This is a genomic window from Paenibacillus sp. FSL R7-0652, assembly GCF_038595045.1.
GTDB lineage: Bacteria > Bacillota > Bacilli > Paenibacillales > Paenibacillaceae > Paenibacillus.
Genome location: NZ_CP152001.1, coordinates 2,855,251 through 2,867,630, shown reverse-complemented (window position 1 = coordinate 2,867,630; position 12,380 = coordinate 2,855,251). Strand labels below are relative to the sequence as shown.

Below are 12,380 nucleotides of genomic sequence, written 5' to 3'. Positions count from 1 at the left end.
CTCATTCCTCTCTCATTCAAACTAATAGTTCCACAGCACTGCTTGGAAATCTGCCCTGCCTCCATGTGCAAAAAAACGGATATCTATACTGTCACGGCTTGGGAATATACGGCTGGTGAACACTTCCAGCCCCTCATTGACAAAAATCTCAACAGACGACGAATCCACAAACATCCGTAATTGGATTACATCCGTATCCAGACTGCACTGACGGATTGTGCCATTGATTTCTGGTAATGCCGCACCCGATTGGCTGCGATCCAGTATCAGTTTGCGCTGCAGCCGATCATACTGAATGACCGTTTTCTCTGTATCATTCGCACGGAATTCAATGCCTGCAAAGTGTGCATCATCCAGGCTGATTTCACATTCCAATTCGTAAGCAGTGCCTTGGAAACCGGCAAAAGATCGGCATTCGCTGCTCAGCGTACCCTGAGCCCGGAGTCCTTTTTCTACCCGGCGCAGCTGTGCCATTTCCGAAACTGGCTGCTGTATAACTCTGCTGCCTTGAATCGATAATTGCCTTGGAATCGTTAAACAATGAGCCCAGCCGCTGTCATCTGTGGGATACGCCAAGTCAGGAAGTCCCATCCACGCAACCAGTATTCTTCTTCCGTCCGGTGAATCCATCGTCTGCGGCGCATAGAAATCAAAGCCCCGATCCAGTTCATGAAAGCCGCCATGGTCGAACTGCCTCGTTTCCAGATCCAGAAGCTTACCCAAGAGATAACCACATTGAAAGATGTTTTGATACCGATCTTCCTCAGCCTGAATTCCTTGCGGTGAGAACATCAGCACACCCTGACCATCCAGTTCGAAATAGTCCGGGCATTCCCACATATAACCAAACGTGGGCAAGCCAGTCCCGATCTCACCTAGAAACTGCCAGTGCAGGAGGTCGCTCGACTGGTACAGCACTGCACATCCGGTCTCATCCGTGCGTTGGGCTCCAATGACACAATAATACAGTTCCTGATGCTTCCACACCTTGGGGTCCCGAAAATGCTCGGTATATCCTGGGGGTACATCCGAAATAACAGGATGTTCGTACTTCGTTACTTTATGATGCTTATCCATAACCGCCAGGCACTGATAAGGATGTCTGATCCAGTTCTCGTCCCGCGTATTTCCCGTGTAGATCAGGTATAACTGCCCTTCCTTCTCCAGCGCACTTCCTGAATAAGCTCCATGCGAGTCATACGGGCTTCCGGGTTCAATCGCTATGCCAACATTCTCCCAATCCACGAGATTGTCCGAGCGAGTGTGGTACCAGTACTTCATACCATGCTCTGTCCCCAGAGGAAACCATTGATAAAACAGATGATAATAGCCTTGATAAAAGGAAAAACCGTTCGGATCATTAAGCAGTCCGGTTACGGGTTGAATATGATAAGTTTGTCTCCATGGACACACCGTAATTTTTGCTTCCAGCTTGGCCATCTCGCCAGGTTCAGCCTGCTGAATCCGCCGATAGAGCTGTTCTCTTGTCATTTTCATAGCTGTCTCCATCTCCATTCTGCTGCAGCAATCAGAAACTCCCTCTAAGAGGAACCGGTTCCATTCCAAGCAAAAAAATAATTCCATACAGCCATACGCTGCCTGACTGCCTTCCCATTTCCAAAAAAGACCTCGGAATGGAACCGGTTCGATGGAATTATCATAAAGGAACAGTTTATATTTTGTCAACGCTTTCTCGGGGAATTAATTCGACATCAAGGATCGTCTGCTGCTTCACTTTTTGTCCTTCGACCAGTCGGCTAATGTGATTTGCCGCAAGCCTTCCTGCCTGCAGATAATGATATTTCACTGTCGTCAGCGTGGGGTGAATCATCTCTGTAATATCGTAACCGCCGAATCCCGATACCGATAAATCCTGTGGAATCTGAATCTTTTGAGAAAAAGCCGTTTTCATCACTCCCATCGCAATATTATCTGTTGCTGCTACAATAAGCGATGGGCTGTGTTCTTCCAGAATTGCTTTGGCGGTAACCACTGCCTCAGACATCTTGAAGCTGGTCTCATAATACTTGACATGACAATCGCTGCATTCGGCAGCCGCGCGTCTAAATCCTTGTTTGCGCTGTATCCCTACAGCCCGGTCCTTCTCGTTAACTCCCAAGTAAACGATGTTTCGATGTCCCTGTTCCACAACGTATTTACCCATGATATATCCAGCCTGATCGTCGTTGTGAATCAGACTGTGAAGCTGCTCATGCTGCTGTCCCACCAGCAGCACAGGAATCCGAATTTCTTCAATGGCTTTCAGATGGGCATCCGTAACCTCAGCAGCCAGCAGAATGATCCCCGACACCTTTTGTCTCGCGAAGTCGTATATCGCATCGATCTCGCGCTGCAGATCCTGACTCGTATTGGCAATCAGCATCTGATAGTGAAGCCCTCTTAACTCTTCGTCGATACCGATTAGCGTCTGTGATGACGCATAGGAATCCAGCCGTGGAACAACCGTGCCGATAATACTCGTTTTTTTCGCTTTCAAACTCTGTGCAAAGGTATTCGGAACATAATTATATTGTTTAATAATACGCTCAATTTTCTGACGCGTATCCTCACTGACCGAACCGCCGTTCAGGTAACGGGACACGGTGCTCTTCGCTACACCTGCCATTTGAGCAATATCTGCAATGGTTTTATTCATAAAGAAACTCCTTCTGGTCTGTATGTAACGGATTAGTCCAACATATCTGTAAAATTGTCATTATATTATTATAACGCGATTAGCTGGGCTCAGCGAATACAAACCAGAATGACATATCAAAAAGCCCGATGCACGCAGCGACTCACACCGAAGTGTGTGTCCTATCAGCACCGAGCCGGTTTGATTATTTCAGGAAAGGATATGTCCATTAAGGACTCAGACATAGTTGGTCATGAGCGCATTATGCTTTCATACCATGTGTTTACACCTCAATTATGATTGGCAAAATCATCGGTCTGCGCTTGGTCTGGGCATAGATATAGTGACCGATCTCGTCTTTCAGCTTACGTTTGATTACATTCCACTGATTCACACCGGCCCCTGTCAGTTCATCCATCCGGCTGACAACCCGTTCATGAAGTTCCTTCATAAATTGTTCTGAATCCTTCACAAAGACAAAACCTCTCGAAATAATTTCCGGGGAAGCCGCCAATTGTTTCTCGGTTTTACTTAGTGTTGTCACAATGACCAGCATACCATCAGAAGACAGCTGCCTGCGATCACGCAGTACAATGTTACCCACATCTCCGACAATCAATCCATCCACAAGGCTGTTGCCCGAAGCAATTTTAGGCCCTAATGATGCAGCTCCGTCCTTATATTCCACCATATCGCCGTTATTTACGATGAACACATGACTCTGTTCAATGCCAACCGATTCGGCAAGCAGCCTGTGCTGATACAGCATACGAAATTCCCCGTGAATCGGGATCAAGTAATCGGGTTTCATCAGCGTGAGCATCAGTTTCAGTTCTTCCTGACTGCCGTGCCCGGATACATGCATACCCGCTGCCCCGCTGGAACCGTAAATCACACGCGCACCCAGAACATACAGATTATCAATCACATGGGCCAGATTTCTTTCGTTCCCAGGTATCGCACCGGCTGCGATGATCACGGTATCACCGGATTCTATGCTGACTTGAGGATGTTTACCCGAAGCAAGGCGGGATAACGCGGCCATCGCTTCCCCTTGGCTTCCTGTACATAACACCACGATCTGCTCGCGCGGGAACTGTCCTGAATCCGCTGCCTCGATCAGCAGCCCGTCTGGGATATCAAGATATCCAAGTTCGCTTGCAACGTTCACCACGTTGATCATGCTTCGGCCAAGCAGGGCCAGTTTACGTCCGGTCTGAAACGCAGCATTCACAATCTGCTGTACTCTGCTGATATTGGATGCAAAGGTCGAGATGAACACTTTTTGTTTAGCCCGAATAAAAGCATCAAGAATGTGATCCCCAACCACACGTTCCGAAGGAGTGAATCCGGGTCTTTCGGCATTGGTACTCTCGGAGAGAAGTACGTGAACCCCCTGCTTGCCGATCTCTGCCATACGATGTAAGTCAGGGAACGGACCATTCACAGGAGACATGTCAAATTTGAAATCTCCCGTATGTACAACATTGCCGGCTGGTGTTTGAAAAAAAATCCCCAGACAGTCTGGAATACTGTGACTCGTTGCAAAAAAAGAGACTTCAATACTTCCCAGCGTGATTCGGGAATTTGCATCAATCGTGTGGAGATCGGATTGGCGCAGCAATTGGTGCTCTCTCAGTTTCAATTCAATCAGTCCGCGTGTCAGACGGGAAGCGTAGACAGGAATGTTCATCTGTTTAAGAAGATAAGGTATGCCGCCAATATGATCTTCATGTCCGTGCGTGACAACCAAAGCTTTAACAAGATCGAGATTGTCGAGCAGATACGTTACATCCGGAACAATAAGATCGATACCCGGCATAGTCTCATCCGGGAACTTGGAACCACAATCAATGACAACGATATCCTGATCATATTGAATAAAATACATGTTCTTCCCGATTTCGTTCACGCCGCCAAGTGCAGCAATGTACAGTTTGTTATGGGCCAGCTTCAAAATGCATCCATCCTCCTCGGCACTTTCATCCTTTGTGCTTCTTCTAGTCCTAGTATGGAATGAATCGCCTTGGTTATGCATACATGAGGTTGTACGCCAAAAAACCACATACGGAACTTTCATTCCGCAGTGGTTTACCGACACTCCAATATAACAGAATAACCTTCCAATCGGCTGTTATCCTTAGATTTTTTGGATTTACCTTTTCCAAAGGGGAAGATCCCGTGATAAAGGCGAAGCCTATGCTTCCGATGCAGCTTTCTTTCAGAAAGCTTTTAGCTCCGCTTTTTCAGGTTTTTTCAACCTATAACAATATCTATGATCGCTGCAGAAGAACGTCTTGTTCATAGGACTTGACTTCCTTAATCCACTGTTCACGGACAGGCACACCCTGCTGGGCACAATAGTAATCCCAGACCGCACCAAACGGATAGGATTTGAACTCCTCCGTCAGCGCAAGGCGTGTCGTATAATCGCCTTCCAGTTCTGCCTGCTTTAATGCATCCACCGGCTCAAGCATCGCTCGCAGAAGGGCTTTAATCGTGTTACGTGTCCCAACAACCCATGCTGCAACCCGATTAATGCTGGCATCGAAGAAATCCAGTCCGATATGTGTTGTGCCGAGCAGCTCATGACGCACCAATTCGCGGGCAATCTCAAGCAGTTCATCGTCCATAATCACGACGTGATCACTGTCCCAGCGCATTGGACGGCTGACATGAAGCAGAATACCGCTTGTGAACAAGGCCAGGGAGGACAGCTTGCCCGAAATCACTTCCGTAGGATGAAAATGCCCTGCATCCAGGCAGATGAGCGTATCGTTTTGCAAACCATACCCCATATAGAATTCATGTGAACCTACGACGTATGCCTCCGAACCCAGACCAAACAGCTTGCTCTCTACTGCATCAAGGTTATGCAGGGGATTCAGCGGTTCCGCAAATACTTCATCCAGCGACTCCTTCAGACGTTTGCGCGGGGACATCCGGTCCACCGGGTTATCCTTGAATCCGTCCGGGATCCATACATTGGTTACGCAGGTTTGCCCGAGCTGTTCACCGAAGTAAGCACCAATTCGCCGTGAGGCTTTGCAGTGATCGATCCAGAACTTGCGTATCTCCGGGTCTGGATGACTGAGAGTGAAGCCATCGCTTGATTTTTCATGGGAAAAACAAGTCGGATTGAAGTCCAGTCCAAGTCCCTGCTCTCTGGCCCACTTCACCCAATTTTCGTAATGCCTTGGTTCTAGCTGATCCAGTTCTACCTGTTCGTCTGTATCGGTGTAAATCGCGTGCAGATTGACTTTGTGTTTGCCCGGAATCAGCGCAAAAGCCTGTTCCAGATCCGCTCGAAGCTCCGCAGGTGTTGAGGCTGCTCCAGGATATTGACCTGTAACGGATATACCGCCTGTCAGCTCGCCTTCTTGGTTCAGGAAACCTCTCACATCGTCTCCCTGCCAGCAGTGCACGGAGACTTTAATATCAGCCAGCTTGGTCAGTACTTCATCTGTATCCAGACCATGCTGCGCGTATAAAACCTTCGCTGCCTCATATGCTTGTTTTACCTGATTCTCCATTCGCTAAACCTCCCTTAACGTGTGAATGCGGCAGGTACACCACCATCAATGGTCATCATGCAGCCCGTCGTTTTTTCTGATTTCGATGAAGCGAAAAAAGCGATCCCTTCCGCAATATCTTTGGGATAGATATTGACAAGCAGCGTTGTACGTTTGCGATAATGTTCTTCCAGCTGATCCGGCTCAATACCATATGCCGCGGCACGTTCATTTCTCCACGAACCGTTCCAGATCGCAGAACCCTGCAGAATCGCATCCGGCAGAATCGTATTGACACGAATACCGAATTCTCCACCTTCTGCTGCAATGCAGCGGGCCAGATGTGCTTCGAGCGCCTTGGCGGAACTGTACGCAGAAGCACTTTTACCGGCATACACCGAATTTTTGGAACCGATGAAGACCATGCTTCCACCGATGCCCTGTTCTTTCATTAATTTGAATGCTTCACGTGCAACGAGGAAATAACCTGTGCCAAGCACGCTGATGTTCAGATTCCATTCTTTCAATGATGTTTCGTCAAACGGACTGGAAGTTGCCAGCCCCGCATTGTTCACGATGATGTCCACGCCGCCGTATTGCAAAGCTGACTCTGCATAGGCTGCCTGTACCGCTTCTTCATCTGTTACGTCCATCTTAAGTGCATACGCACGATTAGCACCATATTGATCGTTAATCTCCTGTGCGACCTTCTGCGCACCCTCCAGATTAAGATCTGCAAGCACGACATGTGCACCTTCCGATACCAGTCTGCGTGCCGTTTCACTGCCGATCCCGCCTGCGCCGCCTGTAATAAACGCCACTTTGCGGGAAAATTCGGTTTCCGCAGGCGCCAGCGACAATTTGTACAGCTCCAGCGGCCAGTATTCAACATTGTAAGATTCATTCGCACTAAGCGAAACAAATTGACCAAGGCTCGTCGCTCCGCGCATGACAGCAATGGCCCGGTGATACAAAGCACCGCTTACTTGGGACAGCGCCCAGCTTTTTCCGGTATTGATCATCCCTACGCCTGGAATAAGAATAACGCGAGGAGCCGCTTCGAACATGACATCGCCTTCGTTTTTATTGTCCTCAAAATACTGTTTATACTGGTCTTTATACGCAGCAATGCCTTCCGTCAGCTTTGCCTTTAGTCCATCCAAATCATCCGCATTTGGCGTCCAGTCAATAAACAGCGGCACTACTTTGGTATGCACCAGATGGTCTGGGCAAGCCGCTCCAACCTGGGACAGCTGCTTGGAATCTGCTCCGCCTGCAAAAGTAAGTACATCGTCCTGATCGTCAAAGGACAAAATCATTTTTTTGCTGTCCGACACCGCCCCGCGAATGACAGGCATCACGCGAGATGCGATCTGACGACGAACTTCAGGAGGAAGTGCAGCATGTTTAACACCACCGAACAGCTCGGCTTCATTTACCCGTGCTTCAATGAAGGCTTCGGCTTCATTAATAATTTTGATTGTCTGTGCGTAACATTCCTCGGAGGTTTCACCCCAAGTAACCAGACCATGCTTCTCCATAAGCACGAGTTCGGCGTTCGGATTCGCGAATACGCTTTCAGCAATCATTTTGGAGAGTGTAAAACCCGGACGCACATAAGGAACCCATACGAAACGATCGCCATATATTTCACGAGCGAGCTCTTTCCCATTATCCGCGCAGCAGAGGCTGATGATGGCATCCGGATGAGTGTGATCCACGTGTTTGTACGGAAGGAAAGCGTGCAGCAGCGTTTCAATGGAAGCACGCGGATGTCTGGCATCAATCATACAGTGTCCCAAGTATTCCACCATTTCTTCATCGGACATGGTGTCACGTTCCATAAGAGGTCCAATCGGCTCAAGTGCCAAACCCGTAAAATGTTTTGCTTCCATCGATCCTAGATCCGAACCGCTTCCCTTCACATACATCACTTCGATATCACGCCCGCGAAAATCCTTTACAATAGTTTTGGCTGACGTATTGCCGCCGTAAATATTGCATACCCGGCGATCGGTTCCGATCAGATTGGAGCGGTAAACCAACTGCTCAAGTCCTGTTGTTTTCTCTGATGCCTGCGCTGCATTCCATAAACTCTGTACCATTCGTTTCCCTCCGATAATGTTTGTTTTCTTCCTTATTCGAGTTTAACATCTTTGTTTTGTTTTGAAAACAAAAATTTTTAAAAACAAACAAATAAATTCAAAAGAAGAATATACCCGTTAAACAACATGACAAAAAGAGCACCTGATCACTTCTGAATTCAGTGACCTGATACTCTTTTGGTTGGCCCGCTTCATTTCAATATTTCACTTATTTACGTCTTGCAAAATCCACAAATATAAACTTGTCCGGTCGATGGCGAGATTCCGTATACTGGAACTGGCTGGTGTCCTCCAGATATACCTGGCTTCTTACAACCACGACATTGTGAAAACCTTCAAGGTCCAGCAGCTCGCGATCCTCTGCCGTAGGCTCTTCCACCAAAATTTCTTTTCTCGCATAGGAAATGGACAGCCCCAATGACTGTTCAACATACTCATAGATGGAGTCGTTACAAATTTCCTTGGTTAGCCCCGGAATCAACCGCCGACTGATATAGTCTTTATCGAGAATGACATGCTCCTCATCCACTTTACGGACACGATTGATCTGCCAGACTTCTTCATTCAACGCAAAGCTGGTTTTTTGGCTTAATGCCTGATCCACCACACGTTCCTCAAACCGTTTAACTACGGTTTGTGCACGATGTCCCATTTTTTGTGCCAATTCTTTAAAGCTGACCAATCCCGAGACAGGGAAGTCAATTTTGCGTATATCCAGCACAATGGAACCTTTGCCTTGAATTTTCTGGATATAACCTTCTTCATACAGCATCTTCAGTGCTTTTCGTATCGTTTCTCTGGATGTTTGATACCGTTCCGACAGATCCAGTTCAGATTGAAGCATCGTGCCTGCCTCAATGTTCCCATTCCGAATACGCCCAGCAATATCTTCATATATTCGGATAAACTTATTGTTCATTTTTCATCACCATAGCTCATTACCCTTTTTGTCATATTGGCAACCTGTTATTATCTAACCCATAATACCATCAAAGCAATTCAGAGGGAATCTCACAGATGGACCTGTCTTTTTTCCAGCAAAAAAAGAGGCCCCGAACCAAGGCAAGCTGTCCTAGGTTGGAACCTTCAGATGAAAATTTAAATTCTTCGTCATGCCTTACTTTTCATCTCTGACTTTGACTAACGCTTCGTCCAAAACACGTATAACTTTGTCACACCACTGATCAAATTCGGGGTCTTCGATCTGTAATTCGGGATGCTTCAGGATGTGCTCAATGGTGCTGCGAATTCCCTGATCCGCCCGGGTCACCGCTGTAAATTCAGGCACCAGCCGCTTTACCTTGCTGTTATCAAAGACAACCGTATTGGCTTTATCTCCAAGCAAACCTCCCCGCAAATCCAGATCACTGCTGGCTGCCAGAAAATCCGAAGGTACATGAACCGCTTTAAGCTGAACCCCAAGCACATCTGCAATAATCTCATGAATCTGGTTCCATGTGACAGATTCATCCGAGGTGATATGTACGGCTTCACCAATCGCATGAATATTGCCCATTAATCCAATAAAACCTTTGGCAAAATCACTATTGTGCGTGATTGTCCATAACGAAGTTCCGTCACCGTGAATGATTACCGGTTTATTTTCTATCATACGCTTCAGAACCTGCCAGCTTCCTTTCGCACCGTGCACACCAAGGGGTACCGATTTATGACCATAGGTATGACTTGGCCTAACGATCGTTACAGGGAAACCTTCGTCCCGATATAATTTCATCAGATAGTCTTCACATGCAATTTTGTTACGGGAATACTCCCAAAATGGATTGGATAAAGGCGTTCCTTCCGTAATTCTGTAGTCGGACAGTGGTGTCTGATATGCGGATGCAGAACTGATGAAGATGAACTGCTTGGTTTTCCCTTTAAATAAACGATAATCTCTCTCCAGCTGGGATGGGACAAAAGCAATAAAGTCTGCCACAACATCAAATTCCAGATCGGCAATCAGCTCAGCAACCCGCTTCTCATCATTAATGTCAGCTTGAAGCACCTGTACTTCTGCAGGCAGTTCATCGTTATGGTTCCCTCGATTAATCAAGTAGAGTTCACAGCCCTGTTTCGCAAGCATCTCGGTAATCGCCGTACTAATCGTGCCTGTCCCTCCAATAAATAGCGCTTTCATGACTGCACCTCCAGATCGATTTGCTTCCCCGTCCATGATATCATGCAGCTGAAAAAGGAGCAAAGTTCGAATAATCGAACCCTGCCCCTTCCACGTATGTCTCCAAGTTAAAATTGTATATTAACGCTTCGCGGAACGATCAGACCACCTTGATGGTACCGTAGATCATGTACATACCGCAGTGAATTTCGTATTCACCCGGTGCCAGGTCTTGATCAACCGTGTAATAGTTGTCTCCCTTTTGCATATACAGATCCATGCCGAGCTGCTGAGAACCGACCGATTTAACGTGTGTCACGCTCCGGGTCAAGATAAAATTAATTTTCGTTGGAACCCCCGCTTTCACTTCAATGACATTAGGCTCGAATCCGTCATTGCTCACGTTGACATCAACGACCTCATATCCTTTCAAATCCTCCGGTGTCTGGGCTTGAGCAGTTGCTGCACTTTCTGATCCCGGGGATACGTCTTTGCCCATGAAATATACATAAAATCCTCCAAGCAGTGCAATCACGGCCACACCAAGCGTTAAGAAAGGCCATGCTTTTTTAAACCAGCTATTCATGTGAACACTCCTTATTCCGTTGTCCCATCATCATATTGTTGTGGATGGATGTACTTTACAAGCATACCCGATTCTAAGTCCTATGAAAATGACCCCTCTGGGCTATTCCTGACTAACCTGTGAACGCTATGAAAAAAAGCCTGATTTCTCAGGCTTAATATGATTCCAATTAGAATACATCACGGGTAATACATAAGTTCAAAATCATTCAGGAATATAAAGGTCCGCTCTGACTTCGCCGCACCCGCATTTTATACAGTTCCGGCAGGGCGACACCAATCAATACGATGATTACGCCTATCCACTGTAAACCGCTAACATGCTCATGCAGTACGATGGAGGATAGCAGTACGGCAACCGGCAGCTCCACCGCACCCAGAATACCTGCCATATCTCCACCGATATGAGGCACTCCGATTGCAAACAGCACCGGAGGGATAAATGCACCGAAGAATCCAAGCAGCAGTCCAAACACAAGCAGCTGACTCCAGATCAGTCCGTTAAACAGGAATGTCGGCGGAAACAGAATGCAGAGCAGAATCAGTCCGCCTGTAACCATCCATGCACTGCGAAAGGCCGGATGCGCGGAAGGAACCGCTTTGCCGCTGAATAGTACAAACAAGGAATAACTGACCGCTGCCATCAAACCAAAAGCAATGCCCAGACCGCTGATTTCACTAAGCCCCTGTTCCAGGAAACCCGCTGCAAGCAGTGTGCCGCCAAAAAGAATAATAAGCGTCAGGAACGTAACTTTATTCGGACGCTGGCGTTTGCTGATCGCCTGAATCAGCACACTGATCCACGTGAATTGAAAGAGCAGAATAATGGCAAGTGATGCCGGAATGTAGCGCAGCGATTGATAATAAACAAGCCCCGTAATGACAGTTGGCGTTCCAGCCGCCATCAGCAGCAGACGTTGTTTCCAGCTTAAACGTGAGAACACCTTGGAAGCCGCTGCGGTTACCTGTTTTCCATTAGGCTGCATTCTCCGTTTAGATCTGAAACGAGTGTATAATGCCAGCATCCAGGTCAGGATAAAGCCGGTAATCAGCTGTGTTCCTACAACCTCGCCAAGCTGATATCCCTGACCATATGCCAATACAACAATGGTGGATAGAATACCGTAACTCATCGCTCCTGCAAGGACAGATAGATAATATTTCATGTAATAAACCTCCTGTTGATCCATATGCGCCCCTGATTCGGGTCCATGTAAGGTCACAACCGCGTATTTAAATGCAAAAAATCCTAACTCCGAGCAGAGAATACGTTGATTCCCTGGCATCGTAGTTAGGAAGTATAGGCTTCCCGTAGAGACCCTCGCCCTGTGTACACTTTCGGCCTGCGAGGTTATACGAATTAAAGTATGCATTTTAAAATATCGCTCATGTGTGACGACTTTTCATATATTACATCGGGGGTG

The 12,380-nt window shown here is 47.2% G+C and carries 9 protein-coding genes; all 9 read right to left on the bottom strand.

The features are described 5' to 3' along the window. Positions 1 to 21: 21 nt before the first annotated feature. Positions 22 to 1,497, bottom strand: coding sequence for a sucrose-6-phosphate hydrolase (locus MKY97_RS13120; RefSeq protein WP_342555842.1), 1,476 nt, complete (start codon positions 1,495 to 1,497; stop codon positions 22 to 24). A gap of 175 nt (positions 1,498 to 1,672) precedes the next feature. Continuing rightward, positions 1,673 to 2,656 carry a LacI family DNA-binding transcriptional regulator gene (locus MKY97_RS13115; protein ID WP_342555841.1) on the bottom strand — a complete coding sequence of 328 codons (984 nt, stop codon included), beginning with the start codon at positions 2,654 to 2,656 and terminating at the stop codon, positions 1,673 to 1,675. A gap of 262 nt (positions 2,657 to 2,918) precedes the next feature. Further along, a complete protein-coding gene (locus tag MKY97_RS13110; RefSeq protein WP_342555840.1) occupies positions 2,919 to 4,592 on the bottom strand; it encodes a ribonuclease J in 1,674 nt (557 codons plus the stop codon). A 316-nt stretch (positions 4,593 to 4,908) separates the two neighbouring features. Continuing rightward, positions 4,909 to 6,168, bottom strand: coding sequence for an L-rhamnose isomerase (gene rhaA / locus MKY97_RS13105; RefSeq protein ID WP_342555839.1), 1,260 nt, complete (start codon positions 6,166 to 6,168; stop codon positions 4,909 to 4,911). A 14-nt stretch (positions 6,169 to 6,182) separates the two neighbouring features. Further along, positions 6,183 to 8,252: a bifunctional aldolase/short-chain dehydrogenase gene (locus MKY97_RS13100; protein ID WP_342555838.1), complete on the bottom strand. Its 2,070-nt coding sequence runs from the start codon at positions 8,250 to 8,252 to the stop codon at positions 6,183 to 6,185. A gap of 208 nt (positions 8,253 to 8,460) precedes the next feature. Further along, entirely contained in the window at positions 8,461 to 9,171 is a 711-nt protein-coding gene (gene treR / locus MKY97_RS13095) for a trehalose operon repressor (protein WP_342555837.1), read from the bottom strand. Between the two features lie 198 nt (positions 9,172 to 9,369). Next, a complete protein-coding gene (locus MKY97_RS13090; protein ID WP_342555836.1) occupies positions 9,370 to 10,392 on the bottom strand; it encodes an SDR family oxidoreductase in 1,023 nt (340 codons plus the stop codon). Positions 10,393 to 10,531: 139 nt separating this feature from the next. Next, a complete protein-coding gene (locus MKY97_RS13085) occupies positions 10,532 to 10,957 on the bottom strand; it encodes a cupredoxin domain-containing protein (protein WP_342555835.1) in 426 nt (141 codons plus the stop codon). Positions 10,958 to 11,165: 208 nt separating this feature from the next. Further along, complete coding sequence (locus MKY97_RS13080) at positions 11,166 to 12,122, bottom strand: DMT family transporter (RefSeq protein WP_342555834.1); 957 nt, start codon at positions 12,120 to 12,122, stop codon at positions 11,166 to 11,168. Between the last annotated feature and the right edge of the window lie 258 nt (positions 12,123 to 12,380).

Bases quoted from the DNA above. Each gene is read 5' to 3' on its own strand.
- MKY97_RS13120 (WP_342555842.1), bottom strand. From the start codon at position 1,497: ATGAAAATGACAAGAGAACAGCTCTATCGGCGGATTCAGCAGGCTGAA.
- MKY97_RS13115 (WP_342555841.1), bottom strand. From the start codon at position 2,656: ATGAATAAAACCATTGCAGATATTGCTCAAATGGCAGGTGTAGCGAAG.
- rhaA (WP_342555839.1), bottom strand. From the start codon at position 6,168: ATGGAGAATCAGGTAAAACAAGCATATGAGGCAGCGAAGGTTTTATAC.
- MKY97_RS13100 (WP_342555838.1), bottom strand. From the start codon at position 8,252: ATGGTACAGAGTTTATGGAATGCAGCGCAGGCATCAGAGAAAACAACA.
- treR (WP_342555837.1), bottom strand. From the start codon at position 9,171: ATGAACAATAAGTTTATCCGAATATATGAAGATATTGCTGGGCGTATT.
- MKY97_RS13090 (WP_342555836.1), bottom strand. From the start codon at position 10,392: ATGAAAGCGCTATTTATTGGAGGGACAGGCACGATTAGTACGGCGATT.
- MKY97_RS13085 (WP_342555835.1), bottom strand. From the start codon at position 10,957: ATGAATAGCTGGTTTAAAAAAGCATGGCCTTTCTTAACGCTTGGTGTG.
- MKY97_RS13080 (WP_342555834.1), bottom strand. From the start codon at position 12,122: ATGAAATATTATCTATCTGTCCTTGCAGGAGCGATGAGTTACGGTATT.